Here is a 23200-nt window from a genome sequence, read left to right on the forward strand (position 1 = left end):
TCACTTCAGCCCCCTGAGCTGCTTCAGCTCGCGGATGTCCTGTTTGTTCTGCTCGACCTGCACGGCCTGCTTGGCCAGTTCGAGCTTCAGTGCCGGCACGTCCGCCAGCTGGGTGTTGATGGTTTGCAGCTGCTGCTGCACCGTGGTCATCTGCTGGTTCGTGACCTGCTGCTGGGTGAGCACTGCCTGCATGGAGCTGACCAGCCAGATGCCACCGGCTATCGTGAAGCTGGCGAAGGCGCCAACAATCCACTTTTCCACCGGTCCTAGGGAGATGCGGATTCGGCCGTCCTGGCTCGGCTGGGCTTCCATCGTCATGCGGCCAGCGCCTTCAGCGCGCGCGCATACCGTGCCCGACGGTCTGCCGCGCCGGTCTGGCCGCCATTGACTCTTTCGGTGATCTCGTCGAATCGGCCGGCGTCGGCCAGCTTGTTGAGGTTTCGCGCGTCCCAGAAGGCACCCGCTGCGAGAGCGCCCCACTTCGGCAGCTCCAGCGCCTCGGGCTGGGCTTCGAAGTCCGGAACACCCTTGATGCCCTTGGCGCGCAGTGCGTCACGGATCGCTGCGTAGTTGGCGCGGCCAGTGTTCTGGATCGGCCCCCGACCACGGTAGCGGTAGCCGTCTCCACTGGCCTCGGACCCATTCCCCAAGCGGTTTGCATAGGCGTTGTTGGCGATGGCCACCGGCTTCCGCTCCAGCGCGCGCGCCAGTTCGTTCGGCTTCTTCGGCTTGGCCTTGGGATCGACCGCGTATCGGCTCGGCCAGGTGTCGGCCAATCCCTGTGCCCCGTAGTTCAAGCCCTCCACAACGCGAGTCAGACCGCCCGACTCATGCCCCACCTGCGCCAGGAATGCGGCCACCCGCTTCGCTGTGCTGATGGCAAACGCATTGCAGGCGTCGGTCAGGGGCTGGGCCCACTGGGCAGCAACGGCGGCACTGCAGCCAACCGCCTGCTGGATTGTCGAGGCGGTCAGGATCATGGCGGGTCCGGAAATGAAAAACCCCGGCGGGGTGGCCGGGGTTAGGTCGTGCGCGATGGTAGAAAAATAGCGGGAAAAGTGCGGGGGTATCAACCCCGCACTTCACCAAGGCCATGCCTTGATGTTGAGCAGAGCAGGCAGGTTGATCACCTTCGCCTGCAACAGCGCTGCGATGGCCATAATCACCGTGAGCCAACGGATAGCATTTTGGTTCTTCATCGACTCGCGATGCTTCCGCTCCTCCTCTTCGTACTGGGACAAACTTGCAATCCCCTTGCCCGTGACCAGGTAGCGAGCGCCGTTCTTCTTCACTTCACCCAATTCCTCCAAGGCGTCCAACATAGCCTCCACCTGATCAAGCCGGTCAAACGCATCGACATTGTCGGTCCAGAATTGCCCCAGCAGCTTACTCGCTACGTCCCAAGCCGTCGGGTGGTTATCTCCGACTCGCAGGGTTTTGACGGTGTTGAGCACGGTATAGCGCTCCACAGCAGTCGTCTTCCTGTAACGGTCCAATTTGGAACGCGCTGCTCTGATCAAACGCAATATGCGGATTCGGATTCGTCCCCAGCGATATCGCCGCTCGAGAGCGAAACTCTCCCAGTCATTGAAGGTGAGCTGTACGAGTCCGAGATACTCGTCAATTCTCGGCTTAGCCAACCATGCCTCGTGGATGCTGATTTCCCTTTCTGGCCCGAAGTGGCCTTCCTCATCAAGGGATAGGCAAACTACTCGACCATTCTCAAGCCGTCGATACAACAAAAGGTCATCGCCAACTTTAAGCATTACGCTCACACCTCGGACAGCCTCTCCGGCTGGACCAGTGCGCGGTATGCGGTCGGGAACCGCGTTGGCTTCGGCATACGCAAGCCATTTCAATAAGCGATCTGTCGAGAGCAAGCGACCTCCGAAATGTCACAGAGCGACATGGCCAAAGCGGCAGCCGCTTCCTGTTCCGCTTCCGTCATTCTATCCAGCAGCCACTCGTACACGCCACGCCAGCGTTCTCTGTAACTGGACTCATCCCGGCCGATGGCAGCAGCCCGCCGTCGATCGCTGACCGGGCCGAGCCCCGATCCGCCGCACCCCTTGCACGGCACCAGCAGCTCCCCCAGCATCGCCTGCCCCCTACCCTCACAGGCCGGGCAATGCGGGCGCTTCGCAATCTCCCCGATCACCGCACCGGCCAGCGTCGGCAGCGACTCCAGGGTGCTGATCGGCCAGCACTGCGTCTTTACCCGGCCCAGCCGCTGCTGGGCGGCATCACGGTTCGCCCGTTGCTCCGCCGTCGCCGCGCCACCCCAGCCCATGCAGACCTCCGCCAGGCCGAGATCCGTGCGGGCCTCCGCGAGGCGTCGCTGCTGCCGCTGCAGCTCCGGCGTCACCAGGGCAATCACCGCGTCCCGCAGCTTGTGCCGGCGCAGTGCGGCTCCATCCGGCCACCAGCAGGCCTCCAGCAGCTCCCGGCCAAGGCCAGCCGGCACCATGCCGAGCGCCGCTGCGATGTCCTGGTTGGTCAGGTCCGGCTTGCCACCGCCGCGGCCGATATCGAACTTCACCGTGCTCGTGCCAAGGCGCGCCATCGTCTCTCGTGGATTCATGTCCGTTCCCCTGTTGTTGAATGGCCGGCCGCCGCCGGCCCGCCCGTGATCCGCACCACCACCTGGCCGCCAGCCCGGCGCTCGTCGTGCACGTATGGGTGGATGACGAATCGCCTGTCGTCTATGCCGAGAACCTGGGCGATACCGTCGCGATACGGCTTAAACCTGCGGATCATGTTGTCGTCGTCCGGCAGGGCCTTCCCTGGCGCTTGGTAAAAGTCGAGCCAGAGATGCAGGCGGCCCGGCGGTAGCTTCATACCCTTCCACCCCGCCTCGTACGCACGAACAGCGCCCAGCTGCCGTCCCAACGCCGTGGCTTCAGCCTTCCTGCGCCAGTGCACCCTAGCGTTGGGCGATAGATCCTTGCTCGGCCAGGGCAGAACCAGCTCCAGCGCGCGCTCAGCCTGCATGGGCGGCCTCTTGCTGCTCGATCGCGTCGCGGAAGGCCGCACGCCAACGAAATGCCGTCGCCCGGCTGACCCCGAAGTCCGCCCGAAGCTGGGCAACCGAGGGGAGGCGGTCGCCGTACATGCGGACCATCCGCAGGGCAGCCGTCAGCGTGATGTTCTGGCGCCCGCACTCCGGCCAGCCGGGCACTCGGTTGTGGTGGTGATAGGCGGGTTGCTGGCTCATGGGACCTCCGCGCGAGCGGCGCCAACGGGGGACTCGATCAGTGCCCAGGCCTGGTCAGCCAGCCGGCGAGCGAGAGGCTTCGACTGGGCTCTGCCTCCAACAAAGTCAGTGGCTGTCACCACATCCCGCAGTAGCTGGCGAAGCTGCGTGTGGTTCACCAGCACGTAGCCCTCGGGCGGCGCGAGGGCGGCTCCCTGAGCGAAAGCCTCGAACAGCAGTTCCAGACTGCTGGACTCAAAACGGCCACCATCCAGAATCCGGATCAGGCCCTTTGCCTTCGCCCATTCCTCAAACCGCGCCCGCTTCTCGATGGCGTCCATCAGTGCCTCCCTCCCATTTCAGGGACTGGCTCAAACTGTTCGTAGGTGCCCTTGAACGGCCCCAGGTGGTCGCTGACTACTTCCATGCCTAGACCGTCCATACACGGAACGTCGAGAGCAGCCACGCGCGCAATCTCGCCACAGAACGGGAACACGTCGGGATCCTCTTTCACCATGACCAGCTGGCCAACATGGAATCTGGTGTCCATCAGGCCACCTCCGGGCCGGCCGGCTCGGCCGCATAGTGCGTGATCGCCGGGTTGTCCCCGCGCCAGCTGCCGAACACCGGCCGCTTGCTCACCGAGTCCCACAGCATCAGCCGCGTACCGTCCTGCGGAGCCCAAGAGATGGGCAGCCATTCCACCTTTGGGGTCCGGCGCTCCCACGACGCGGTAGCGGCCGGACGGGCGTCGTCCATCGCCGCGATATGGGGCGCACCGTTGCAGCCGCAGCCGCTGCAACCAACTGCGAACAGCCGATCACCCTCGCCATCGAGGAACTCGACCACGCCCACATCACCGCTACCGCAGAAGGGGCAAGGCTTCATGCCGCCTGCTCCCAGCTGGCCGGAAGGCGCTGCACCTGGCCGCCACGGGCCTCGAACTGCTCCACCGTCTCGGCCTCCTGCTGCCCCAGCTTCTCCTTCCCCCATGCCCTTGCTGGCATCAGGTCAGCACGCAGGTCAACACGGGCGCGGTTGATCGTCATCTTGTCGATGCGCAGCTCCCTCGGCTGGGCGCCGTGTGCTGCACGGTAAGCCCTGCCACGCTCGATTCGGCGTTCCCGCAGCTCGTCGGCACTCGCCTTCTGGAAGCGCATACCCTGACCGCTGTAGTGGTATGCCGCCGTCGCGCGGTGGCCCGTCTTGATCAGGTATCCGCAACGAACCAACCAGGTGAGCACGTCGCGAACGGAGTTCCGCTCAGCGGTCTTGGTCACGCCGGCCACGCCCATCAACTCGAACACACGATGGGGCGTGAGCGACTCCTTCTTGCGGTCCTCAAACAGGCAGCGGACTTGTTCGGACAGGCCATTCGGCTTAGCCATGGGTGCTTCTCCTGAGATGGTTCACATAGGTCTGCTGGGCGATCAGTTCGTCGTCGGAGCAGTACATTTCGTGGAAGGTCCTGGACCCGTCTTTCAGGCTCCAGCCGTAAACCTCGGACATCCATGCGAACGACCTCCCCTCCTGCGGGATGCGCTCGTGATGCCATTGGCACATGGCGAAGCCGAAGGCATGGCCGCGCCGGATGTTTCCTGACTTGCAGTGGTGGTAGTCGCAGCCGTACACCACGCGGTGCTTTGGGAGCAGGTTCCGCGTGTAGAGAAGAAGGCAGACCATGCAGGGCCCGACCTTCGCCTTTCGAATCCGGCGCGCTTCTTCTTTCGTCGGTGGCGGCGTTTTCGACCGCATCAGCGCGCGCCCTGGTCGGCCAGCCACCAACCGTGCTGCCATGCTTGCGCCTTCTCACTCAGCGGCCCCGCCCTACGATTGGCGCCGTCCTCGGTCTCGCATTCGATCCAGACCAGGTGCGGGTTCTCGCTCAGGCGCAGACCATTCAGACGCGCCGAGTACCCGGCGTTAATATCCTTGGCGAACCTGCTCCGCGTTGTGTAGCTGGTGAAGTCCATCAGCGCTTCTTCCTCATCGTGGTGCGGCGTGCCGCGCTCAGTTCCTGGTCCCGCTTATCCCATCCGGCCTGCCAGCGCCGCCGGCGCCTGACGCCGTCCTGCCCCATCTCGTAGCGCGGTGCCGACTCCCTATCCCGGCAGGCGTCCCGCGCCCAGCTCCCGGCCTGCTCGGCCTGGGCCAGTTCCGCTTCAGTCACCATCGAAGTTCAGTTCGGCAGCGGCCCGTTCCATCGCAGCGCGCGCCGACTCGCGATCGCGGACGGGCCGAACGCCGTGCTTCTCCTGTTCGATTGCCAGCACCGGCTCTGGCACCGGCTTTCCGTCGACCACGTGGCGCACTGCCCGTTCGTAGGCCTCGCCCAGCATCTGGCGCTGCTGGTAGCCCGTGTCGGCGCTGGCGTAGACGTGCAGGTCCAGCAGCGAACGCACCAGCACCGTGAAGCCGCTCTGCGGTCGGCCCGGTGCCATCTCCCGCTCCACCGCCGCCATGACCGGAATGTCCAGGCACATCGTCAGGAACCTCGGCGGGTTCGGCGGCCACTCCCTGCCCTCGCTCAGGCAGCAGGCCATCCCGCGCGCGTGCTGGGCCCGGCTGCGTCCCTTCAACACCTGGAACCACGTGCTCGCGGCGATGGTCAGGCTGCCGTCCTTCTTCAGCGGGGCAGCGCCGTTCTCGCGCTCCCACTTCCCCGGGAACATGGCCGTCATCTGCTTCCAGAATTCCCACAGGTACGCCGTCTGCTGTTCGTTCAGCGCCTCACCCGACGACGGCGAACTCGGCGTCGACGACATCGGCTGGCTCGAAGCCAGAACCGCAACCGTGGCCACCGCCTCGGCGTTGGGCGTAGAACTGCTGCTCAAGCTGTTCGGTGCGGTCGGCAGAACCGTGTTGAGGGCTTGCATGGGTTGCTCCTGCGGATTGCTGGGCGACAGGGATCACGGGCAGCGCCAGGCCGGCGGCCATGGTCTGCTTCAGGGATTCGTTCGGGTCGTGGCCGGCGGCGATCAGCGCGACCAACTGCTGGCGGACCTGCAGCCAGCCCTGGACGGACAGCGGGCGGCGGATCGCAGCGCGGTGGCGGACGAACCGGGCCAGCTGCTCACGGTCGACGCCGGGCGGCGCGCTGCCGAAACCGGCCAGCTCGCGCTCGACCTGCTCGACGGTCAGCGCCAGCGGATCGGCCTCGCGCTCACACTCGCGCTGTGAGGGTTGCTCTTGGTTGCTTTTGGTTGCTCTTGGTTCGGGTGCAATAGCTGTTGCACCCTTTTCGACGCCGTTTTGCACCCTTTCCTGCGTCGTTTTGCACCCTTCAAGGGCCTGTTTTGCACCCTTCGCAAAGGGTGCAATATCTGCACCCTTCATCCATTCAGGGTTGATCCGATACTGGCGGGTACGACCCCCTTCACCGAACCCGCTGCGGCGCCCGCCGATGCCGGCGTTGACCAGCACCAACCACCCGGATTGCTCCATGCGGCGCAGCTGGTACTGGACCGAACGTTCGGACTGACGGGTCTTCTCGGCAAGGCGGGCAATAGACGGGAAGATGTGCGTGCCGTCATCGTGCGCATGGTCGGCGAGCGCCAATGCCAGCAGCATCTCGCCACCGCCGTTCGGGTAGCGGTCGAAGACCATGCCTGTAACTCGTGCGCTCACGTCAGATCCCCAGGGCCAGGTTCTGGCCCGGGGCCACAGGCCACCAGGTGCACGCGGAGCGGCCGCTGACCCTGCAAGGCTTGTTCGGGCCGCGCCAAACGCGTCCGTCCTTAATCAGCTCCGGCAGCCGCCGGGCGAGCATGTACCGGTCCAGCCCGGTGGCCTGGGAAAGCTCGTGGCTGGTCATGCCGGGGTTGTCGGTGACAGCCTTTGCGCTCTGGTCTTGCTGATGAGCCTGCAGGCCGCTGGACACCACGTAGTCGGCGGCATCGTGGCTGGTGCTCAGGTCGGTGGAGCGTGCCGGATGGTTCATTGCGCGTCCCTCGCGGCAGCGTTGGTCGCGTGCTGAGCAAGCTCGGCGAAGATCTCCTGCAGCCGCGCGCAGTGCTGTGCGATCGCGCTGGCTTCGTTGGGCGTGATGCGCTGATCAGCCATCGCTTCGGCGATCACATCGGCCAGATCGCCCTTTGCCCCACTCGCTGCCAGCAGTGAGCCGATCAGGCTCCCGCTCACCGGACCATCCATCTTGCTCAGCGTGTAGCCGTGCTCACCGGCCAGGGCGTGCAGGATGCGGTAGTCGCCTGTGACGCCCATCACCTCGCTGGCTTCAACCAGGCTCAGGTGATGGGTGCTGTTATTGGGGTTGACCTTGTTCCGGAGCACCGCCGCTGACATGGCAATGCGCGGGGCCAGTGACTCGCTGCCGCCGGGATAGGCGTGCACGGTCTTGTGGGCTGCGTCGATGATGTTCATTCGGGGCTCTCGTGAACGTGGTTTCAGGCATTCGTGCGGCGCAACATGTGCGCCATGGACATCAACTACTCATGGATGAAAGGCGCCTACGGCGCCCGGAGCGCGTTCCCCGCGCCGCCGGAAATAAGCCTCTTTGCCAACACCTCCCACTGCTGGAAGGCCAGCAGCCGGCGATGGATCGCCAGTCGTCGCTTCAGCGCGCGCATGTCAGGCAACCTCCAGAGGGGCATAGCGGTCTTCATCGGGGTCATGCGGCGCTGGCTGCGCCTGGGGCTGTTCCTGGACGCCGAGCAGACGCTGGATCTGCGGCAGCGCCGGCAAGGCGCCCTCCTCTGCCCAGCCCTCAACCTGCTCGGCGGGGAGCTGCAGCACTTTGGCCAGCTGCTTGTCGGTGCTCATGCCCAGCCGGGCGCGCAGCGCGCGCTTGCTCATGCGGCTATCGATTTCCGGTCCAATCCGAGTCAGTGGACGATCACCGGAAGCGTTCCCGAACACATCGGGACGAAGGTCGTGACGAGAGACCCCGGTGGCAGCCTCGATGGCCAGAACATGGCGCGGTGGCACCGGTCGATTACCGTTGATCCACTGATTGACGGCTTGCGGGGTGACCCCCAACAGGCGAGCCAAGCCAGCCTGACCTGCTCCAGACCTCTCAACGGCGATGGCAATAGGGTTCATTTGCCAAGCTTAAGCGTCGCTTTAGTTTTAAGTCAAGCGATGCTTTCTTACAATCGACAACTCGCCCATGGACAATCAAGCGATGCTTGACAATTCAGCCATGGCGGCCGCCATTCGTTCGGCCATTGAAGAGTCCTCGCTCACCCAGAAGGGCATTGCCGATGCCTTTGGTGTAACTGAGCAGGCTGTCTCCGGCTGGCTTCGCACTGGGAAGGTGGATAAGCGCAAGCTGCCAAAGTTGGCACAACTCACCGGCAAGCCTCTGTCCCACTTCGGGATGGGAGAGGCAGTGGAGGTTGTCTCTAGTTCTGCGACTAACCGCAGCTATGTTCGCGTCCAACAGCTAGATGGAGAGGCGGACATGGGAGACGGACGGATCAATGATGACTTCCCCGATATCGTCAGGGCCATGGACTTTGCTCCCACCTACATAAGGTCAATCGTTGGCTACGTGCCAGCGCCCGGCCGATTGGTGCTGGTCACCGGGCGCGGTGACTCCATGATCCCCGTCATCAACCCGGGCGAATCACTGATGGTCGACACGGGGGTAACTTCCTTCGATGGTGATGGCATCTACCTGATCAACACAGGCAACGGGCAGCAGGTAAAGGCTCTCCAAGATCGTGGCGATGCTGTGTACGTGGTCAGCGCAAATGCAGCGCTGTATCCGGCTTTTGCGATGCCTCGTAATACTGTGATCGGCGGCAAGGTCTACTTGCGAAACAGGATTGATCGACTCAACTGATGGAACAGATAGGCAGGGGGAAAACATGGCGTTGATTGCGTGCGTGGAATGTGGCCGACAGGTCAGCGACCAAGCGGAGGCGTGCCCGAATTGCGGCCATCCGATCCGAGCTACGGCCCCTCCCCCGGTTGTTCCCGCATATCAGCCCAAGCCTGCATCAAAGACCAATACCGGATGTGCGCTGATCATTCTGCTGGTGGTGATCCTGGCTATAGTGGCCACCTGCATGCCCGCCCGGGACAGTGCAAGCTCGGGAGGCACCAACCCTGGCGCTCAGGGCAAGCCAGCAGAAAGCGCGGAGCAGAAGCAGGCTCGCCTATTGGCCGAAGCGAACGATGAACGCCGCACCGACGAGGCTCGACTCACGGCCGCGAAGCAACTGGTGGCCTTCAATGGCAGCAGCGAGGCTGGCAAGAACGCAGCGTCGCTGGCCGCGGCGCTAGAAGACAAGATCCGGAAGGCAAACCTCGGCAGGCAGTGGCGATACTGGTCGGACAATGACTCGATGACCGGCAAGAAGTCCATTGGCGCTGACGTGCAGAGCAGCAATACCCACACGTTCGATTTTCCTTACGCGGGCGCTCAGCACGCCACCCTATCGTTGCGAAAGCACCCGCAGCACGGGAACGATGTGTTCATGCGAATCGAGAGGGGGCAACTGCAGTGCAGTAGCTACTCGGGCTGTGAAGTCCTGGTACGGTTCGGCGAGGGCGAGCCAAAGCGATACCGCGCTATTGGGCCTGCTGATAACTCTACTGAGACGATCTTCATCCAAGGCTATGCCGATTTCGTAAGGCGCATGAAGGACGTGGACGTTGTCCGTATCCAGGCAAACGTATTCAGACAAGGTTCTCCGGCTTGGGAGTTCGACGTAAGCGGGTTTGATCCAGACCGCCTCAAGAGCCCCTGAGCGGCCTCATCCCGTCACTTTATATAAGCCCCGCTTTGCGGGGCTTTTTCGTGGATGCATGAAAATTAACCTAAAGCATCGCTTGACAATTACCTAAAGCGTCGCTTTACTGTTGCCAGCCGCCCATGAAGCCTCCCAGCAGAGGCAGGGCGCTGGAGACCAAGCATGGCCACGCTCAACGCCACAGCGCGAGGCGCACTCAGCGCAACCGCCCGGCCCCGCGCCGGAACGATCACCATCGAAGTGTGCCCAGGCATTAGCCTGGCCCTGACCGCACCGGAGGCCCTGAGCCTCGCTCTCGAACTGAACCTGGCCGCCCAGGCTATCCGGGCTTTCGCCGCCAACGCGGTGATCATCCAGCGCGCCATGGCCGAGCCCGACCAGCCGGTGGCCCGAGCATGAGCGCCGTCATCCTGTACTTCCCCACCAGGCGCGTCCGCGCGGCCGCCGTCGCTGAAGCCGTCCGGCTCGCCGCCCTGCGCCTCGGCTTCCACCAGCACAACGCCGACTTCGCGGCCATCATCGCCCGCCGCGACTTCCTCGAAGGCCGTTGCAGCGCTGCACGCGCCATCGGCGACATGGTCGGTGCTCTCAGCACCGCCATGCGAATGATGCGCGCCCAAGGCGGTGCTGCATGAGCGCTCCTATCACCTTGCAGCGCGTGCGGGACAACCTCGCTTGGTGCCTGCGACTGGAGCGCGGCGCCAGCCATCGTGCTCAGTACTTCGAGCGTCGGGCAAACAACCCGCGCAACCCCAACCGGGCTGCGTCAGCGCGCGTCGCAGCGGGCTACCAAGCAGATGCTGCGAAGGATCGCCGGCGCATTGTCGAGTTGCGCGCCGAACTGGAGAGCGTGAAAGGCGGTGCCGCATGACCGCCGCCAGCGGTAAGCACGGCTGCTGCGCCGACAAGGCGTGCAGCGACAGCACCTGCATGGAGCTGCCCACGGGAAAGACGTGTGGCGACTGCGTCCACGTGCGCCGGTGCTGCGGAATGTTCGGGCACACGCCCACCGACACCTACTGCGATTGGTTCCCCCGGCGCTACCGCGAACCGGTGGCAACGGCTACCGAAGGCGGTGCGGCGTGACCGACTCCGACTTCTTCGCCGCCATGGCCGTCGGCATCCCGCCCATCACACCGCCCGCCGCACCGGCTCCGATCTGGATCGGCGTCGACCTGGCCAACGGCCCCGACATGCACGCCGAGGTCGGCATCGCCGCCGACGGCACGTTCCACGTCATCCCCCAGGAGCAGAACCATGGATAAGCCCACCTACAGCTGGTCCTTCGATGAAGAGACCTACCACGGCCACCTCGGTTCGATCGATGAGGCCATGAAAGCCGCCTTTGATCGAGAAGTGCGCACCGCTGATGCCGGCGAACTGCGGCCGGGCGTGCACATCGGCGAATGCGAGCCGTTCTATCCGGCCAGCCACTTGGACGCCGACGCGTTCATCGACTGGGCGCAGACGCAGATGTACGACGAACTGGGCGAGGCGTCGGAAGACTTCCTGGGCTCGATCACCGCCGAGCAACAGCAGGAACTGGTCAACTTCCTGGCGGACTGGATCGGCCGCGCCGACGCCGGAAGCAACTACTGGAAGGTCGTCAACAGCTCGTTCCACCGCTTCGCCGACTACGGCCTGCGGCAGGAGGCCGAGTAATGCGCCACCTGGCTCTGCCCTTCTACTGCGCCGTCATCGTCGGACTGCTGCTCGCGCTGCTCGCGCGCGCCATCTACACCGGCGCCGCGTCGTTCCTCCTGCCCTGCGCCGCCGGTATCGCCTATTTCGCCTGGTGCGGCGTGCGCGACCTGGTCCGGAACTGGCCAGCGTTCCGCGAGGAAATGCGACAGCGCGCGGCCGCACGACAGCGCGCGCCGCTGCAGGCCGACGACACCCACTGAGCAACCGCCCGCCCGGGGCAATCGGGCTCCGCGCCGGCCGGACTTCCACGCGCCGGCAACCCATCCACGGAGAGGCCATGCGCAACCAACTCGACATTTTCGACCACGACCCGGTGCGCATGGCCGCAGTGAACCGCGCTGCGGCGGAACACGCCCTGCACGACGTGCAGTTCACGGAAGCCATCCGGCAGGAGCGCCACGCCTTCTACAAGGCCGAGGCAGAGCGCTGGGACAACCTCGCCGCGCACAGCGCGCGCGCCATCACCGAACGCAAGGAGCAGCACGCATGACCACCGACAAGACCCCCGCCACCCTGGCTGTCGATGTGCTGGCGGTGATGGCTCGCGATGCTGCCTCCGCATTTGAGGCGCGCCATGGCGACCGAGAGATTCAGGAATTCCTTGGAAAAGAATCCGACGCAGCCCGCGTCGCAGTCGCCGAGCTGATTGAGGCCGCCTATCTGCTGCACGCGCTCGGCATATCCAATGAAGAGTTTCCGGACTGGCCGGCTGGGTGGGGTTGGGTTCGCATTCATGCCGCCCTCGCCCGCGTCAAAGGAGAATCAGCATGAGCAACGAAAAGACCCTGGCGACCGCGACGCACGGCGGATGCGTGCAGTTGGGCGATTGGCTGCCGCCGCTGCCGAAGGCCGGATACGTAACTGGGGGAGACTTCGGGCATGAGGCGCACAACGCCTTCACCCCCGAGCAGATGCGGGACTACGCACGCGCCGCCCTCTCCGCCCAGCCCTCCCCGGGTGGTCAGGATGCGATGCCGGCGCAATCAGCCTGGCTGCTCCCCGACGATGCCCGCATCGTCGGCGTAATCGCGGACAACATCGAGCAGGGCAAACTCGATCATCCGGGCTTCTACCGAAACACCCAGCTTGCTGAGGTGCTGCGGAGGATGCTGACTGCCGCCCTCGCCGCCCGCCAGCCGGTGGGCGTTGATGCTGCCACCCTGCGAGTGTTGTCCGACCGGTGGGCGAATGACCGCAATTACACAGGTAGTCCGGTGGATGACATTCGGGCTCTTATTGACGAACCGACTCCATCCCGCCAGCCGGTGGGGGAGCTGAATCTTCCGCCTGATGGGTACTACAAGATCGTGTACGACGACGCCCAGGTGCCGGACGAGAGCTTCGCCCGCACCGGCGCTCTCGATGCCGCATTGCGCCGATTTGAGCAGATCAGCGAACGGTGGAATGCGCATCTGTTCGTGCGGTTCGCCAACAACACCCGTGACTGCACCGTGCCCAATGCAACGCCCGCGCAGGCCGTGGACCTGGAGCGCGCCCGCAACGAAGGTCATGACGGGGCTATTCGCTATGTCCTCGGCTATCTCTGCGGAATGGGCGACTGGGGCAGCACTCAGTACGTTGAGATTCTCAACGGTTGCGGCCGTGAAAGCATCATCCGTTCGGCAATCGAAGACGGAGAGCTGGAATTCACCGGGCTGGGACGCTGGGTGGCAGAACGCGGCACGGACGAAGAGCGCGCCCTGATCGCCAGCCAGGCGGTGCGCAATGGCTGAGCGCGCCGTCATCAGTGATTGCGGTAGCTACCGCTACCTGCTCTCCCGCCCCTGCGAAGTGCTGCACCCGGAGCGCGGCACCGCGCTGTTCCTGATGCTCAACCCAAGCACGGCCGATGCCTCAGTGGACGATCCGACCATTCGCCGGTGCCGTGGGTTCGCCAAGGCATGGGGTTGCAACGGCCTGACCGTCGCCAACCTCTTCGCCCTCCGCTCGACCGATCCGGCGCAGCTGCTGGTGCACGCAGATCCAATCGGGCCTCTCAATGATGACTGGCTGCGGCGGGTCGCACGCGAATACGGCGACGTGGTGTGCGCCTGGGGTGCCAATTCGATGGCGTCCGGCCGCGGCGCCACGGTCGCGCGGCTCATGACCGACGCTGGTGCGCGGTTGTGGTGTCTCGGCACCACCAAGCATGGCGCGCCCAGGCACCCGCTCTATGTGCGCGCCGAGCAGCCACTGCTGCCCTGGCCGGAGCCGAACAATGGGTAAGGGCATGCCTATCGGTCTGTGCGGTGTCTGCGATGACCCGCTCGACCTCAGCGATGCCGGTGTCTGCAAGACCTGCGGCAACGGCTTCTGCTGGAACGAGTGCGGCCAATGGCACCGAGGCGAACACACCTGCTCCACCTGCATGGACGCCGACGAAGGCGACCAGGACGACGACGAGGACGATTCCAATGGCTGACGGCTCCCGCTCCTTCAACTTCCCCGCCCCGCAGCGCTCCCGCCTGCGCACCGGCGAAATCGTGGTGGATCTGTTTGCCGGCGGCGGCGGTGCATCGGAAGGCCTCAAGCAGGCGCTGGGCATAGATCCCGCACTGGCCTACAACCATGACGAGCTGGCCATCGGCATGCACGCCGCAAACCACCCGCTGACCCAGCACCACCGAGAAGATATCTGGCACGCCGACCCGCGCGTGGACGTGGCCGGCCGCCCCGTCGGCTGGTTCCATGCCTCCCCGGATTGCACGCACTTCAGCCAGGCCAAGGGCGGTCAGCCGCGCAGCCGGAAGACCCGCGCCCTGTCGTGGGTCGTGCTCAAGTGGATCGGCATGCTGCAGCGCGCGGATCGGCTCAACGGCACCAACACCGCGCCGCGCATCTTCTCCATGGAGAACGTGTGGCAGATCCTGACCTGGGGCCCGCTGATCGCCAAGCGCTGCAAGGCCACCGGTCGCGTCCTGAAGATGGACGGCACCGTCGCAGCGCGCGGCGAGCGCGTGCCGGTCGAGCATCAGCAGCTGGTGCCGGACAAGAGCCGCGCCGGCCGCACGTGGCGTCAGTTCGTCGCCGCGCTACGTGCGCTGGGCTACGCGGTCGAATGGCGAAAACTGGTGGCGAGCGACTATGGGGCCGGCACCAGCCGGGAGCGCCTGTTCCTGCTGGGCCGCCGCGACGGCGAGCCGATCGTGTGGCCTGCGGCAAGCCACGGCACCGCGCCCGGCCAGAAGCCGCGCGTATCGGCCGCCGACTGCCTGGACTTCAGCATCCCCTGCCCGTCCATCTTCGCGCGGAAGCGGCCGCTGGCAGACGCCACTATGCGCCGCATCGCCAAGGGCACCATGCGCCACGTGATCCAGTCGGCTGACCCATTCATTGTGCCGGTGACCCACCAGGGTGCCGACCGCGTCCATGGCGTGCACGAGCCGCTGCGCACCATCACCGCTGCCCAGCGGGGCGAGTTGATGCTGGCCATGCCCGAGCTTGCACCGTTCATCGCCGAGCACGCGAACAGCAGCCATTCGCTGGGCAGCATGCGAGCCGACGAGCCACTGCGTACCGTCTGCGCCGGCGTGAAGGGCGGCCACTTCTCCGTGGTCACGCCGATCCTTGCCGGCGTCGGCGGGCGGGCCGGCCAGTCGGAGCCGCGCTCCGGCGCCGACCCGCTGTACACGATGACCGCGAAGGCTGACACCGCGCTTGTGGCGCCGGTGCTGGTGCAGACCGGCTACGGCGAGCGCGAGGGCCAGGCACCCCGCGCGCTCGATCTGCAGCAGCCACTGGGTACGGTCGTGGCTGGCGGCGTAAAGCACGCGATCGCCGCCCCCCACTTGGTGAAGTTCCGAGGCGACAGCATTGGCACGCCGGCAACCGAGCCAGTGCCGACGATCACCTCTGGTGCTGGTGCCGCGCGCCCGGCTGGCGCTGCGCACGCGCTGGGCGTGTCTGCCGCTACGCTGGTCACCCTGCGCAACAACATGGCCGGCGCGGACCCGCAAGAGCCGCTGTCGACCATTGCCGCGCAGGGTGAGCACCACGCGCTGGCCACTGCATTCCTGGAGCAGGCCAACGGTGGCTTCTACGAGGGCGGCGGGCGCGATGCGCGCGACCCGGTCAGCACGATCACCGCCACCGGCAGCCAGCAGCAGCTGGTAACCGCAGACCTTGCCCAGCTGTCGCCGGAGCATCAGGAAGGCGCGCTGCGTGTTGCCGCGTTCCTGGTGAAGTACTACGGCACCGGCGCCAACGTGCCGGCGCTTCTCGACCCCGTCGATACCATCACCACTCGCGACCGCCTGGCGCTGGTCACGGTCCACATCAAAGGCACGCCCTACGTCATCGTGGATATCGGCCTGCGCATGCTCAAGCCGCACGAGTTGTACCGCGCGCAGGGTTTCCCAACCGGGTACATCATCGATCGCACTGCCAACGGCACGCCGCTCACCACCAGCGCGGCCGTCCGCATGGTGGGCAACAGCGTCAGCCCGCCGCCGCTGCGCGCCTTGGCTGAGGCCAATCTGGATCGGGTGCCGGCCGACATGGCGGTGGCTGCATGAGCGCGATGCAGTTCCCGGTGGCGCCGGCCGCCGTTGTTGACGCCACCAAGGCATCATCGCCGGTCGCCGCGGTGGTCGCCGCCATGCGTCGGATCGACCCGGCCGGCGGCCCTGTTGCCGCCGACCAGGTCCGGGCCTGGGCCAACACCCTGATGGCCGAGCTTTACTCGGCTCACGTGGCCCGCTGGGAGTACCGCCACAAGGACGACGTTGGCCCCGGTTGTTGGATGCAAGCCGATGCCGCGCAGGTCTGCTACGCAGATACGCGCGGCCTGGTCATCCGCGCCCTGTTCGACAAACCACGCGTGCCGCAGCCGGAGAAGGAACACGTGTTCCAGAACCGCAGCTGCACCAGGTGTGGCGACTCCGAAGATTGGGCCGGCCCCGACTGCATGCCGCCGGAGCTGCCGGTCGATCCGCGCAGCAGGCTTCCTTTCGATCCGCGCTGGCTGCTGCAGCCGCTGCAGTGGCTGATCGACGCAGGACCTATCCCCATCAACAGTTTTGACAGGCGTTCCAGGGCCAAGGAAGCGACGTTCCTCCGGGACCAACTGAATGCCTACATCGAGGAGTGCGAAAAGCCATGACACAGAAGCAGATCAGCCATCCCGAAGGACTGCCCAACTGCGCCGCTGGGCATCGCGCGCGCCACATCCACGACGAGCGGCGCGCGAGCGCCGGTGGTGGCCACCTGGTCGAATGCTGCTGCAGGTCGACCAGCAAAAAGGCGGACGCCGATGCAGCGCTGGCCGAGTGGCGCCGGATCAACCGGCCAGCGCGGAGCCCGCGCGCAGCACCAGCGGCGCCAAGCAACGTCGTCCAGTTCAATCTCGGTCTGTCCGAGCAATCGCCAAAGGTGCAGCGCGCGACGGGAGGTGGATATGGGAGCCGCTGAAAAGCTGGACATCGTCGGAAAGGACTGGCTGACCGTGGACGAGGCCGCGCACTACTGCGGCGTATCACGAAGCCAGTTCGATTCGAACATCGCCGACTACGGCATCGAACCCCGAAATTTCATGGGCAAAAAGCTCTACGAGAAAGCCGCCCTCTACTCTGCAATCTACGGCTCCAGACAATGGTCAAGGTCACAATCTTCTGGCGGGACGGCGCCGCGTACCTCAACTGGCGGGAAGGCGGCAAGCGAAGCCGTGTCACCATTGGTCGCGTCAGCCCACGCGAGGCTGAGGGCATACGAGCAGCGAAAGAAGCGGAGCTGACCCATGGAGTGCGCATCCTTCCCCGGCTACCCACGGTCAGGGACTTCCTGGAGGCATACCTGGATTGGTACAAGGCCGAGCATCCCACCACGCACGGCAAGGCAAAGAGCGAGGTCCGGCTGTTCATTGCCCGCTTCGGCCATCGCCCGATCGACACCCTGCGCCCGATGGAAATGGAGTCCTACAAGACGGACCGCCTGACCAAGGACAAGGTGGCCCCGGAAACCGTAGGCAAGGAAGTACGCAGGCTGCAGGCGGCGTTCCGTCGCGGAGTGAAATGGAAAGAGCTGGACTTCAACCCGCTGGAGGAAACCAAGGCACCGCGCGGGGTTCGTAGCGTGGCGGTGCGGTTCTACGACCGGGCGGCGATGCGCAAGCTCTATCGTGCCAACCCTGCCCGGGCAGCACTGTGGTTGTTCATGGCGCACACGGGGCTGCGCCGCGGTGAGCTGGTCGGACTGGGTAAGGATTCGGTGGCCGGGCGCAGGCTCAGAGTCGAGAGCGATCCAGACGAAGTTGGCCAGGGGCGCACGAAGTCGGGCAAGTGGCGCGAGGTGCCGCTGAATCGGTATGCGCGCTGGGCGCTGCGCCACCTACCCGATCCGCTGGTGGCCGTGCACAAGGACACGGTGTCGGACTGGTTCGCCTCGGATGCCAAGCGGGCGGGGATCGGTGGCAGCCTACACCGGTTGCGGCACACCTTCTGCGCCCACATGGTCATGGCCGGGGTGCCGTTGCGACGGGTGCAGATCCTGGCCGGACATGCCGATTACGCCACAACCGAGAAGTACTATGCCCACCTGACGCCTGAGGGCGACGATGGCGCAGTGGCCAAGCTCAAGTACTGAACGGGACCGTTGGGACCACTGGGACCAAATCCTGTGGATATGCGGGAAACAGTGGGAAATGAACACCACTGAGGCTGCCTAAGTTGTTGATTGTGGTGACCCCGGCCCGATTCGAACGGGCGACCTTCCCCTTAGGAGGGGGACGCTCTATCCAGCTGAGCTACGGGGCCATGCAGCCGCCAAGTTTACAGGCAAGCCGCCCTGCCCTCCAAGCATTCATCTTTCCCGGTCGTACCGTGCGCCCTCCGCTGGCGCGTCGCACCATGGGCAATCGGGCGGCTCTGCTACCATCGTCGGCTCAGTTCGTCGCGCCCCCATCTGCCCGCGACGGCACCAAACACAACGTAACGAAACACAGGAGTCTGCATGTCTTCCGAGCTGCTCAAGTCCCTTGGTCTGGACGCGATCAACGCTGGCACCTACCTGGGCAACGGGGAGTGGTCGAGCGCTACCGGCGGTGAGCTGATCACCCCGATCAACCCGACCACCGGCGAGCCGATCGCGCAGGTCCGCGCCACCACCGAGGCCGAGTACGAAACCGTCATCGCGCGTGCGCAGGAAGCCTTCAAGGTCTGGCGCACCACCCCGGCTCCGCGTCGCGGTGAAGCCGTGCGCCTGTGCGGCGAAGCGCTGCGCAAGCACAAGGACGCCCTCGGTTCGCTGGTTGCGCTGGAAATGGGCAAGAGCAAGCCTGAAGGCGATGGCGAAGTGCAGGAGATGATCGACATCGCCGACTTCGCCGTGGGCCAGAGCCGCATGCTGTACGGCTACACCATGCATTCGGAGCGCCCGGGCCACCGCATGTACGAGCAGTACCAGCCGCTCGGCCTGGTCGGCATCATCAGTGCGTTCAACTTCCCGGTCGCGGTGTGGGCATGGAACTCGTTCCTGGCCACCATCTGCGGCGACATCTGTCTGTGGAAGCCGTCCAACAAGACCCCGCTGACCGCCATCGCCTCGATGCGCATCTGCAATGAAGCGCTGCGCGATGCCGGTTTCCCGGATCTGTTCTTCCTGATCAATGACGCCGGCACCGCACTGTCGGAAAAGATGGTGGCCGACAAGCGCGTGCCGCTGATCAGCTTCACCGGTTCGACCCAGGTTGGTCGCACCGTCGCCGAGAAGGTCGCGCACCGCCTCGGCCGTTGCCTGCTGGAACTGGGCGGCAACAACGCGATCATCCTCGACGAAACCGCCGACCTGAAGCTGGCGATCCCCGGCATCGTGTTCGGTGCCGTCGGCACTGCTGGCCAGCGCTGCACCACCACCCGCCGCCTGATCGTGCACGAATCCATCCATGACGACGTGCTGGCCACGCTGGTCAAGGCGTACAAGCAGGTGGAAGGCAAGATCGGAGATCCGACCGACCCGGCCAACCTGATGGGCCCGCTGAACAGCGACGGCGCCGTGCAGCAGTTCCTGGCGTCCATCGAAAAGGCCAAGGCCAGCGGCGGCACCATCGAAACCGGCGGCACGCGCATCGACCGCGCCGGCAACTTCGTGCTGCCGGCCATCGTCACCGGCCTGAAGAACAGCGATGAAGTGGTGCAGCACGAAACCTTCGCGCCGATCCTGTACGTGATGAAGTACAGCACGCTGGACGAAGCCATCGACATGCAGAACGGCGTGCCGCAGGGCCTGTCCTCCTCGATCTTCACCACCAACCTGAAGACGGCCGAGCGCTTCCTGTCGGCGGCCGGTTCGGACTGCGGCATCGCCAACGTCAACATCGGCACTTCGGGCGCGGAAATCGGTGGCGCCTTCGGTGGCGAGAAGGACACCGGCGGTGGTCGCGAATCCGGTTCGGATGCATGGAAGGTCTACATGCGCCGCCAGACCAATACCATCAACTATTCGGATTCGCTGCCGCTGGCCCAGGGCATCAAGTTCGACCTGTGATGGCAGCGACCGCGTCTCTGCGCGACGGCCGGCCGGTGATCGATTTCACCGGCCGCCGGGTGTTGATCGCCGGTGGCAGCAAGGGCATCGGCCGCGAACTGGCGCTGGCGTTTGCCCGCGCCGGTGCGCAGGTTTCGGCCTGCGCGCGCGGCCAGGCCGGCCTCGACGCCCTGCAGGCCGATGCGCAAGCACAGGGCACGCAACTGCACACCTTCTCCGTCGATCTGGGTGATCCTGCCCGGATCAGCGCCTGGCTGCAGGCCGCTGCCGACACGCTCGGCGGCATCGATGTGCTGGTCAACAACGCCACCGGCTACGGTATGGCCGATGACGAAGACGGCTGGGCCGCCAGTCTGCAGATCGACCTGATGGCCGCTGTCCGCGCCTCGCGCCTTGCGCTGCCGTGGCTGCGCGCCTCGTCCGATGCCTGCATTCTCAATCTTTCCTCGATCGCCGCGCAGCAGCCGCGTCCCGGCGGTGCACCGTATGCGGCGGCCAAGGCCGCGCTCTCGCACTACACCACCTCGCAGGCCCTGGCTCTGGCCCCGGACCGGATCCGGGTCAACGCCATTGCACCGGGCTCGATCGAATTCGCCGATGGCCTCTGGGATCGACGTCGTGTCGAAGATCCCGCCCTGTACCACGGCACCCTGGCGAAGATTCCGTTCGGCCGCTTCGGGCAGCCGCGCGAGATCGCAGACGCCGCGCTGTTCCTGTGCTCGCCGCTGGCGCGCTGGATCACCGGCCACGTGCTCAACGTCGATGGCGGACAGGTATTGATGGGCTAGCGCCGATACCTCGGTAGCCGCCAACCTTGGTTGGCGGTGCCTTCGTCGACCAAGGTCGACGCCTACCAACGCCACCCCGCTCCCGGCTCCGATGGTTGCCAACCTTGCCTGGCAGCCTTGCATTGGCCGGGCCATGGGATTGCCGGAGCAGAGGCACTATCATGTCGGCACTGCCACGGAGGACTCGATGAGCGTGCCACCCCGACAGAGCAACGCCCTGGCCGTGGTCAGCCTGATCGCGGGCATCTGCAGCTGGACCGTGCTGCCGGGTGTCGCCGCCCTCGTTGCGATCATCACCGGGCACCTGGCCCGCGCCGAGATCCGACGCCGCGCTGGCGAACAGGACGGCGATGGCATGGCCCTGGCCGGGCTGATCATGGGCTGGCTCAACATCCTCGCTGCGGTGGGCCTGGTGGCCATCCTGATCTTCGCGATGGTGGCGGCCGGTGCCGACGCCAAACCTGGACTGCGCTGGTGAAAGCACGATGACCTCCCCGGACAGCACTGAACGCTTCAGCAGCCGCGTCGCGGACTATGTCCGCTACCGCCCCGACTATCCGGTCGCGCTGATGGACTGGCTGCATGGCCCGATGGCCGTGGCAACCAGCGCGCTGGTTGCTGACATCGGCGCAGGCACCGGCATCTCCAGCCGGCAGTTCCTGGCCGCCGGCCATCCACTGGTCGCCGTCGAACCCAACGCGGCGATGCGCGCCGCCGCCGAGCAATGGCTGGCGCCGCAGTATCCGCACTTCTCCGCCGTCGATGGCCGCGCCGAGGCCACCGGCCTGGCCGATGCCAGCGTTGACCTGGTCAGTGCCGCGCAGGCCTTTCACTGGTTCGACACCGTGGCCGTGCGCGCCGAGTGGCAGCGCATCCTGCGCCCGGGCGGCCTGGCGCTGATCTACTGGAATTCGCGCCTGCTCGATGCCAGTCCGTTCCTGGTCGGCTACGAACAACTGCTGCTGGACTACGGCACCGACTACACCGCGGTGGCCGAACGCTACCAGGACGATGCCACCATGCAGGCCTGGTTCGGCTCCGGCCTGCGCGGCATGGTGCAACTGCCGAACGTGCAGCACCTGGACCTGGACGCCCTGAGCGGGCGCCTGCTGTCCTCTTCCTACGCGCCGCAGCCCGGCCATCCGCGCCACGCGCCGATGCTGGCTGCGCTGCAGGACCTGTTCACCGCCCACGCGGTCGACGGCCAGGTCGCTTTTGAATATCGAACCCGAGCCTTCCTCGGCACGCTGGACTGAAACCTACGCATGTATTCGCTTGCCCGCCCCTTCCTGTTCTCGCTCGACGCCGAACGCGCCCACGGTCTCGGCCTGTCCGCTCTGGACCTGGCCTATCGCACCGGCACCACGCCGCTGGTGGCCGCACGCATCGCGCCGATGCCCAGCACGGTGTTCGGGCTGACGTTCCCCAATCCGGTCGGCCTTGCTGCCGGCCTGGACAAGAATGGCGAGCACATCGATGCACTGTTCGCGCTGGGCTTCGGCTTCGTGGAGATCGGCACGATCACGCCGCGACCGCAGGCCGGCAACCCGAAGCCGCGCCTGTTCCGGCTGCCGGCGCACAACGCGATCATCAACCGCATGGGCTTCAACAACGCGGGTGTGGATGCGCTGGTGCGCAACGTCGAACGCGCGCGCAACCGGCGCGGCCTGCTCGGCATCAACATCGGCAAGAACAAGGACACCCCCAACGAACAGGCCGCCGATGATTACATCGCCTGCATGGACAAGGTGTACCCGCTGGCCGACTACATCACCGTCAACATTTCCTCGCCCAATACCGCCGGCCTGCGCGAACTGCAGGAAGAGACCGCGCTGCGGCAGCTGGTCAGCCAACTTCGTGAGCGCCAGGAAGCCCTGGCCGCGCAGCATGGCCGTCGCGTGCCGATGCTGGTGAAGGTGGCCCCGGACCTCAACGAGCGCGACATCGATGCCGCCGCACGTGTACTGGGCGAACTGCAGGTGGACGGTGTGATCGCCACCAACACCACCATCGACCACAGCCGGGTTGCCGGCGATCCGCTGGCCAATGAAGCCGGCGGCCTTTCCGGTGCACCGGTGCTGGAGCAGTCCACCCTGGTGCTGCGCCGCCTGCGCGCGCGCCTGCCCGAATCGGTGCCGCTGGTGGGTGTCGGCGGCATCCTGTCCGGTGCCGACGCCGTGGCCAAGATGGCCGCCGGTGCGGCGCTGGTGCAGTGCTACAGCGGCCTGATCTTCAAGGGCCCGGCGCTGGTCGCCGATTGTGTGGAGGCGATCCGGCGCCGACGCGAAGCGCCCAGCCGCGGCGCGGTGGCACCGCTGTGA

39 protein-coding genes and 1 tRNA gene are annotated in these 23200 nt (G+C 65.7%); 23 read left to right on the top strand and 17 right to left on the bottom strand.

All coding sequences use genetic code 11. The features are described 5' to 3' along the window. The 16 genes from QOL57_RS01350 to QOL57_RS01425 all read right to left on the bottom strand — a co-directional run bounded on the left by QOL57_RS01350 (position 1) and on the right by QOL57_RS01425 (position 7573). A complete protein-coding gene (locus tag QOL57_RS01350; RefSeq protein ID WP_089240718.1) occupies positions 1 to 318 on the bottom strand; it encodes a hypothetical protein in 318 nt (105 codons plus the stop codon). Continuing rightward, positions 315 to 980 carry a glycoside hydrolase family 19 protein gene (locus tag QOL57_RS01355; protein ID WP_089240716.1) on the bottom strand — a complete coding sequence of 222 codons (666 nt, stop codon included), beginning with the start codon at positions 978 to 980 and terminating at the stop codon, positions 315 to 317. Before QOL57_RS01355 ends, QOL57_RS01350 begins: the two co-directional genes overlap by 4 nt. A gap of 102 nt (positions 981 to 1082) precedes the next feature. Then, on the bottom strand, positions 1083 to 1880 hold the full coding sequence (locus tag QOL57_RS01360) for a hypothetical protein (protein WP_141134262.1): 798 nt from the start codon (positions 1878 to 1880) through the stop codon (positions 1083 to 1085). Beyond that, positions 1856 to 2581, bottom strand: a complete 726-nt coding sequence (locus QOL57_RS01365) for a hypothetical protein (RefSeq protein ID WP_089240712.1) — start codon at positions 2579 to 2581, stop codon at positions 1856 to 1858. The genes QOL57_RS01360 and QOL57_RS01365 overlap by 25 nt, the downstream gene beginning before the upstream one ends. Beyond that, complete coding sequence (locus tag QOL57_RS01370) at positions 2578 to 2991, bottom strand: hypothetical protein (protein WP_089240710.1); 414 nt, start codon at positions 2989 to 2991, stop codon at positions 2578 to 2580. The genes QOL57_RS01365 and QOL57_RS01370 overlap by 4 nt, the downstream gene beginning before the upstream one ends. After that, the gene (locus QOL57_RS01375) at positions 2981 to 3214 is read right to left on the bottom strand and encodes a hypothetical protein (RefSeq protein ID WP_089240708.1); all 234 of its coding nucleotides are present in this window, start codon (positions 3212 to 3214) and stop codon (positions 2981 to 2983) included. Before QOL57_RS01375 ends, QOL57_RS01370 begins: the two co-directional genes overlap by 11 nt. Further along, on the bottom strand, positions 3211 to 3534 hold the full coding sequence (locus tag QOL57_RS01380; RefSeq protein WP_089240706.1) for a hypothetical protein: 324 nt from the start codon (positions 3532 to 3534) through the stop codon (positions 3211 to 3213). The genes QOL57_RS01375 and QOL57_RS01380 overlap by 4 nt, the downstream gene beginning before the upstream one ends. Beyond that, the gene (locus tag QOL57_RS01385) at positions 3534 to 3743 is read right to left on the bottom strand and encodes a hypothetical protein (RefSeq protein WP_089240704.1); all 210 of its coding nucleotides are present in this window, start codon (positions 3741 to 3743) and stop codon (positions 3534 to 3536) included. The genes QOL57_RS01380 and QOL57_RS01385 overlap by 1 nt, the downstream gene beginning before the upstream one ends. Continuing rightward, complete coding sequence (locus QOL57_RS01390; protein WP_157803074.1) at positions 3743 to 4081, bottom strand: Lar family restriction alleviation protein; 339 nt, start codon at positions 4079 to 4081, stop codon at positions 3743 to 3745. The genes QOL57_RS01385 and QOL57_RS01390 overlap by 1 nt, the downstream gene beginning before the upstream one ends. After that, positions 4078 to 4581 carry a hypothetical protein gene (locus QOL57_RS01395; protein ID WP_089240700.1) on the bottom strand — a complete coding sequence of 168 codons (504 nt, stop codon included), beginning with the start codon at positions 4579 to 4581 and terminating at the stop codon, positions 4078 to 4080. Before QOL57_RS01395 ends, QOL57_RS01390 begins: the two co-directional genes overlap by 4 nt. Beyond that, positions 4574 to 4990, bottom strand: coding sequence for a Ref family recombination enhancement nuclease (locus tag QOL57_RS01400; RefSeq protein ID WP_244900806.1), 417 nt, complete (start codon positions 4988 to 4990; stop codon positions 4574 to 4576). Before QOL57_RS01400 ends, QOL57_RS01395 begins: the two co-directional genes overlap by 8 nt. Next, complete coding sequence (locus QOL57_RS01405) at positions 4948 to 5166, bottom strand: hypothetical protein (RefSeq protein ID WP_089240696.1); 219 nt, start codon at positions 5164 to 5166, stop codon at positions 4948 to 4950. Before QOL57_RS01405 ends, QOL57_RS01400 begins: the two co-directional genes overlap by 43 nt. Positions 5167 to 5355: 189 nt before the next feature. After that, positions 5356 to 5958: a hypothetical protein gene (locus QOL57_RS01410; protein ID WP_244900804.1), complete on the bottom strand. Its 603-nt coding sequence runs from the start codon at positions 5956 to 5958 to the stop codon at positions 5356 to 5358. Further along, a complete protein-coding gene (locus tag QOL57_RS01415) occupies positions 5924 to 6799 on the bottom strand; it encodes a helix-turn-helix domain-containing protein (protein ID WP_244900802.1) in 876 nt (291 codons plus the stop codon). Before QOL57_RS01415 ends, QOL57_RS01410 begins: the two co-directional genes overlap by 35 nt. Positions 6800 to 6821: 22 nt before the next feature. Then, on the bottom strand, positions 6822 to 7133 hold the full coding sequence (locus QOL57_RS01420; protein ID WP_089240692.1) for a winged helix-turn-helix domain-containing protein: 312 nt from the start codon (positions 7131 to 7133) through the stop codon (positions 6822 to 6824). Further along, positions 7130 to 7573: a phage regulatory CII family protein gene (locus tag QOL57_RS01425; RefSeq protein WP_089240690.1), complete on the bottom strand. Its 444-nt coding sequence runs from the start codon at positions 7571 to 7573 to the stop codon at positions 7130 to 7132. The genes QOL57_RS01420 and QOL57_RS01425 overlap by 4 nt, the downstream gene beginning before the upstream one ends. Positions 7574 to 7627: 54 nt before the next feature. Here QOL57_RS01425 and QOL57_RS01430 point away from each other — a divergent pair, with 54 nt between their 5' ends. The 18 genes from QOL57_RS01430 (at position 7628) to QOL57_RS01515 (ending at position 18192) form a co-directional block, all read left to right on the top strand. After that, positions 7628 to 8341 (top strand): hypothetical protein, encoded by a 714-nt coding sequence (locus QOL57_RS01430; protein ID WP_244900801.1) that lies wholly within the window; start codon positions 7628 to 7630, stop codon positions 8339 to 8341. Further along, on the top strand, positions 8334 to 8996 hold the full coding sequence (locus QOL57_RS01435) for a S24 family peptidase (RefSeq protein WP_089240686.1): 663 nt from the start codon (positions 8334 to 8336) through the stop codon (positions 8994 to 8996). Before QOL57_RS01430 ends, QOL57_RS01435 begins: the two co-directional genes overlap by 8 nt. Before the next feature lie 25 nt (positions 8997 to 9021). Further along, positions 9022 to 9906, top strand: coding sequence for a zinc ribbon domain-containing protein (locus QOL57_RS01440; protein WP_089240684.1), 885 nt, complete (start codon positions 9022 to 9024; stop codon positions 9904 to 9906). 165 nt (positions 9907 to 10071) lie between these two features. Further along, a complete protein-coding gene (locus QOL57_RS01445) occupies positions 10072 to 10308 on the top strand; it encodes a hypothetical protein (protein ID WP_089240682.1) in 237 nt (78 codons plus the stop codon). Then, positions 10305 to 10544 (top strand): hypothetical protein, encoded by a 240-nt coding sequence (locus QOL57_RS01450; RefSeq protein WP_089240680.1) that lies wholly within the window; start codon positions 10305 to 10307, stop codon positions 10542 to 10544. The genes QOL57_RS01445 and QOL57_RS01450 overlap by 4 nt, the downstream gene beginning before the upstream one ends. Continuing rightward, positions 10541 to 10780, top strand: a complete 240-nt coding sequence (locus QOL57_RS01455; protein ID WP_089240678.1) for a hypothetical protein — start codon at positions 10541 to 10543, stop codon at positions 10778 to 10780. The genes QOL57_RS01450 and QOL57_RS01455 overlap by 4 nt, the downstream gene beginning before the upstream one ends. Positions 10781 to 10991: 211 nt before the next feature. Beyond that, complete coding sequence (locus QOL57_RS01460) at positions 10992 to 11174, top strand: hypothetical protein (protein ID WP_089240674.1); 183 nt, start codon at positions 10992 to 10994, stop codon at positions 11172 to 11174. Further along, positions 11167 to 11571 carry a hypothetical protein gene (locus QOL57_RS01465; RefSeq protein WP_089240672.1) on the top strand — a complete coding sequence of 135 codons (405 nt, stop codon included), beginning with the start codon at positions 11167 to 11169 and terminating at the stop codon, positions 11569 to 11571. The genes QOL57_RS01460 and QOL57_RS01465 overlap by 8 nt, the downstream gene beginning before the upstream one ends. Further along, positions 11571 to 11813: a hypothetical protein gene (locus tag QOL57_RS01470; protein ID WP_089240669.1), complete on the top strand. Its 243-nt coding sequence runs from the start codon at positions 11571 to 11573 to the stop codon at positions 11811 to 11813. The genes QOL57_RS01465 and QOL57_RS01470 overlap by 1 nt, the downstream gene beginning before the upstream one ends. 77 nt (positions 11814 to 11890) lie before the next feature. Continuing rightward, positions 11891 to 12103: a hypothetical protein gene (locus tag QOL57_RS01475; RefSeq protein ID WP_089240667.1), complete on the top strand. Its 213-nt coding sequence runs from the start codon at positions 11891 to 11893 to the stop codon at positions 12101 to 12103. Further along, positions 12100 to 12384, top strand: coding sequence for a hypothetical protein (locus QOL57_RS01480; RefSeq protein ID WP_089240664.1), 285 nt, complete (start codon positions 12100 to 12102; stop codon positions 12382 to 12384). The genes QOL57_RS01475 and QOL57_RS01480 overlap by 4 nt, the downstream gene beginning before the upstream one ends. Continuing rightward, the gene (locus QOL57_RS01485) at positions 12381 to 13346 is read left to right on the top strand and encodes a hypothetical protein (protein ID WP_089240662.1); all 966 of its coding nucleotides are present in this window, start codon (positions 12381 to 12383) and stop codon (positions 13344 to 13346) included. Before QOL57_RS01480 ends, QOL57_RS01485 begins: the two co-directional genes overlap by 4 nt. Continuing rightward, entirely contained in the window at positions 13339 to 13839 is a 501-nt protein-coding gene (locus QOL57_RS01490) for a DUF1643 domain-containing protein (protein ID WP_089240660.1), read from the top strand. Before QOL57_RS01485 ends, QOL57_RS01490 begins: the two co-directional genes overlap by 8 nt. 4 nt (positions 13840 to 13843) lie before the next feature. Further along, on the top strand, positions 13844 to 14035 hold the full coding sequence (locus QOL57_RS01495; RefSeq protein WP_141134260.1) for a hypothetical protein: 192 nt from the start codon (positions 13844 to 13846) through the stop codon (positions 14033 to 14035). Next, complete coding sequence (locus tag QOL57_RS01500; protein WP_089240656.1) at positions 14028 to 16127, top strand: DNA cytosine methyltransferase; 2100 nt, start codon at positions 14028 to 14030, stop codon at positions 16125 to 16127. Before QOL57_RS01495 ends, QOL57_RS01500 begins: the two co-directional genes overlap by 8 nt. After that, positions 16124 to 16714 (top strand): hypothetical protein, encoded by a 591-nt coding sequence (locus QOL57_RS01505; RefSeq protein ID WP_089240654.1) that lies wholly within the window; start codon positions 16124 to 16126, stop codon positions 16712 to 16714. Before QOL57_RS01500 ends, QOL57_RS01505 begins: the two co-directional genes overlap by 4 nt. Next, the gene (locus QOL57_RS01510) at positions 16711 to 17022 is read left to right on the top strand and encodes a hypothetical protein (protein WP_089240652.1); all 312 of its coding nucleotides are present in this window, start codon (positions 16711 to 16713) and stop codon (positions 17020 to 17022) included. The genes QOL57_RS01505 and QOL57_RS01510 overlap by 4 nt, the downstream gene beginning before the upstream one ends. A 180-nt stretch (positions 17023 to 17202) precedes the next feature. Further along, complete coding sequence (locus tag QOL57_RS01515; RefSeq protein WP_089240650.1) at positions 17203 to 18192, top strand: tyrosine-type recombinase/integrase; 990 nt, start codon at positions 17203 to 17205, stop codon at positions 18190 to 18192. 93 nt (positions 18193 to 18285) lie between these two features. On the opposite strand, the gene QOL57_RS01520 is transcribed toward QOL57_RS01515, so the two are convergent. Beyond that, a tRNA-Arg gene (locus QOL57_RS01520) sits at positions 18286 to 18362 on the bottom strand. 196 nt (positions 18363 to 18558) lie between these two features. Between QOL57_RS01520 and QOL57_RS01525 the strand changes: the two genes are divergently transcribed. The 5 genes from QOL57_RS01525 (at position 18559) to QOL57_RS01545 (ending at position 23200) form a co-directional block, all read left to right on the top strand. Continuing rightward, positions 18559 to 20091, top strand: a complete 1533-nt coding sequence (locus tag QOL57_RS01525; protein WP_025874884.1) for an aldehyde dehydrogenase family protein — start codon at positions 18559 to 18561, stop codon at positions 20089 to 20091. Beyond that, positions 20091 to 20879, top strand: coding sequence for an SDR family NAD(P)-dependent oxidoreductase (locus QOL57_RS01530; protein ID WP_089240648.1), 789 nt, complete (start codon positions 20091 to 20093; stop codon positions 20877 to 20879). Before QOL57_RS01525 ends, QOL57_RS01530 begins: the two co-directional genes overlap by 1 nt. A 187-nt stretch (positions 20880 to 21066) precedes the next feature. Then, entirely contained in the window at positions 21067 to 21357 is a 291-nt protein-coding gene (locus tag QOL57_RS01535) for a DUF4190 domain-containing protein (protein ID WP_025874887.1), read from the top strand. A gap of 7 nt (positions 21358 to 21364) precedes the next feature. Then, positions 21365 to 22135 (top strand): class I SAM-dependent methyltransferase, encoded by a 771-nt coding sequence (locus QOL57_RS01540; protein WP_089240646.1) that lies wholly within the window; start codon positions 21365 to 21367, stop codon positions 22133 to 22135. A gap of 9 nt (positions 22136 to 22144) precedes the next feature. Next, positions 22145 to 23200: a quinone-dependent dihydroorotate dehydrogenase gene (locus QOL57_RS01545; RefSeq protein WP_089240644.1), complete on the top strand. Its 1056-nt coding sequence runs from the start codon at positions 22145 to 22147 to the stop codon at positions 23198 to 23200.

The sequence above is a fragment of the Stenotrophomonas sp. yr243 genome, from assembly GCF_900184195.1.
GTDB lineage: Bacteria > Pseudomonadota > Gammaproteobacteria > Xanthomonadales > Xanthomonadaceae > Stenotrophomonas > Stenotrophomonas lactitubi.

Coding starts and splice junctions, on each gene's coding strand:
- QOL57_RS01350 (WP_089240718.1), bottom strand. CDS start 318: ATGACGATGGAAGCCCAGCCGAGCCAGGACGGCCGAATCCGCATCTCC.
- QOL57_RS01355 (WP_089240716.1), bottom strand. CDS start 980: ATGATCCTGACCGCCTCGACAATCCAGCAGGCGGTTGGCTGCAGTGCC.
- QOL57_RS01365 (WP_089240712.1), bottom strand. CDS start 2,581: ATGAATCCACGAGAGACGATGGCGCGCCTTGGCACGAGCACGGTGAAG.
- QOL57_RS01370 (WP_089240710.1), bottom strand. CDS start 2,991: ATGCAGGCTGAGCGCGCGCTGGAGCTGGTTCTGCCCTGGCCGAGCAAG.
- QOL57_RS01375 (WP_089240708.1), bottom strand. CDS start 3,214: ATGAGCCAGCAACCCGCCTATCACCACCACAACCGAGTGCCCGGCTGG.
- QOL57_RS01380 (WP_089240706.1), bottom strand. CDS start 3,534: ATGGACGCCATCGAGAAGCGGGCGCGGTTTGAGGAATGGGCGAAGGCA.
- QOL57_RS01385 (WP_089240704.1), bottom strand. CDS start 3,743: ATGGACACCAGATTCCATGTTGGCCAGCTGGTCATGGTGAAAGAGGAT.
- QOL57_RS01390 (WP_157803074.1), bottom strand. CDS start 4,081: ATGAAGCCTTGCCCCTTCTGCGGTAGCGGTGATGTGGGCGTGGTCGAG.
- QOL57_RS01395 (WP_089240700.1), bottom strand. CDS start 4,581: ATGGCTAAGCCGAATGGCCTGTCCGAACAAGTCCGCTGCCTGTTTGAG.
- QOL57_RS01400 (WP_244900806.1), bottom strand. CDS start 4,990: ATGGCAGCACGGTTGGTGGCTGGCCGACCAGGGCGCGCGCTGATGCGG.
- QOL57_RS01405 (WP_089240696.1), bottom strand. CDS start 5,166: ATGGACTTCACCAGCTACACAACGCGGAGCAGGTTCGCCAAGGATATT.
- QOL57_RS01410 (WP_244900804.1), bottom strand. CDS start 5,958: ATGTCGTCGACGCCGAGTTCGCCGTCGTCGGGTGAGGCGCTGAACGAA.
- QOL57_RS01415 (WP_244900802.1), bottom strand. CDS start 6,799: ATGGTCTTCGACCGCTACCCGAACGGCGGTGGCGAGATGCTGCTGGCA.
- QOL57_RS01420 (WP_089240692.1), bottom strand. CDS start 7,133: ATGAACCATCCGGCACGCTCCACCGACCTGAGCACCAGCCACGATGCC.
- QOL57_RS01425 (WP_089240690.1), bottom strand. CDS start 7,573: ATGAACATCATCGACGCAGCCCACAAGACCGTGCACGCCTATCCCGGC.
- QOL57_RS01430 (WP_244900801.1), top strand. CDS start 7,628: ATGGACATCAACTACTCATGGATGAAAGGCGCCTACGGCGCCCGGAGC.
- QOL57_RS01435 (WP_089240686.1), top strand. CDS start 8,334: ATGCTTGACAATTCAGCCATGGCGGCCGCCATTCGTTCGGCCATTGAA.
- QOL57_RS01440 (WP_089240684.1), top strand. CDS start 9,022: ATGGCGTTGATTGCGTGCGTGGAATGTGGCCGACAGGTCAGCGACCAA.
- QOL57_RS01445 (WP_089240682.1), top strand. CDS start 10,072: ATGGCCACGCTCAACGCCACAGCGCGAGGCGCACTCAGCGCAACCGCC.
- QOL57_RS01450 (WP_089240680.1), top strand. CDS start 10,305: ATGAGCGCCGTCATCCTGTACTTCCCCACCAGGCGCGTCCGCGCGGCC.
- QOL57_RS01455 (WP_089240678.1), top strand. CDS start 10,541: ATGAGCGCTCCTATCACCTTGCAGCGCGTGCGGGACAACCTCGCTTGG.
- QOL57_RS01465 (WP_089240672.1), top strand. CDS start 11,167: ATGGATAAGCCCACCTACAGCTGGTCCTTCGATGAAGAGACCTACCAC.
- QOL57_RS01470 (WP_089240669.1), top strand. CDS start 11,571: ATGCGCCACCTGGCTCTGCCCTTCTACTGCGCCGTCATCGTCGGACTG.
- QOL57_RS01475 (WP_089240667.1), top strand. CDS start 11,891: ATGCGCAACCAACTCGACATTTTCGACCACGACCCGGTGCGCATGGCC.
- QOL57_RS01480 (WP_089240664.1), top strand. CDS start 12,100: ATGACCACCGACAAGACCCCCGCCACCCTGGCTGTCGATGTGCTGGCG.
- QOL57_RS01485 (WP_089240662.1), top strand. CDS start 12,381: ATGAGCAACGAAAAGACCCTGGCGACCGCGACGCACGGCGGATGCGTG.
- QOL57_RS01490 (WP_089240660.1), top strand. CDS start 13,339: ATGGCTGAGCGCGCCGTCATCAGTGATTGCGGTAGCTACCGCTACCTG.
- QOL57_RS01495 (WP_141134260.1), top strand. CDS start 13,844: ATGCCTATCGGTCTGTGCGGTGTCTGCGATGACCCGCTCGACCTCAGC.
- QOL57_RS01500 (WP_089240656.1), top strand. CDS start 14,028: ATGGCTGACGGCTCCCGCTCCTTCAACTTCCCCGCCCCGCAGCGCTCC.
- QOL57_RS01505 (WP_089240654.1), top strand. CDS start 16,124: ATGAGCGCGATGCAGTTCCCGGTGGCGCCGGCCGCCGTTGTTGACGCC.
- QOL57_RS01510 (WP_089240652.1), top strand. CDS start 16,711: ATGACACAGAAGCAGATCAGCCATCCCGAAGGACTGCCCAACTGCGCC.
- QOL57_RS01515 (WP_089240650.1), top strand. CDS start 17,203: ATGGTCAAGGTCACAATCTTCTGGCGGGACGGCGCCGCGTACCTCAAC.
- QOL57_RS01525 (WP_025874884.1), top strand. CDS start 18,559: ATGTCTTCCGAGCTGCTCAAGTCCCTTGGTCTGGACGCGATCAACGCT.
- QOL57_RS01530 (WP_089240648.1), top strand. CDS start 20,091: ATGGCAGCGACCGCGTCTCTGCGCGACGGCCGGCCGGTGATCGATTTC.
- QOL57_RS01535 (WP_025874887.1), top strand. CDS start 21,067: ATGAGCGTGCCACCCCGACAGAGCAACGCCCTGGCCGTGGTCAGCCTG.
- QOL57_RS01540 (WP_089240646.1), top strand. CDS start 21,365: ATGACCTCCCCGGACAGCACTGAACGCTTCAGCAGCCGCGTCGCGGAC.
- QOL57_RS01545 (WP_089240644.1), top strand. CDS start 22,145: ATGTATTCGCTTGCCCGCCCCTTCCTGTTCTCGCTCGACGCCGAACGC.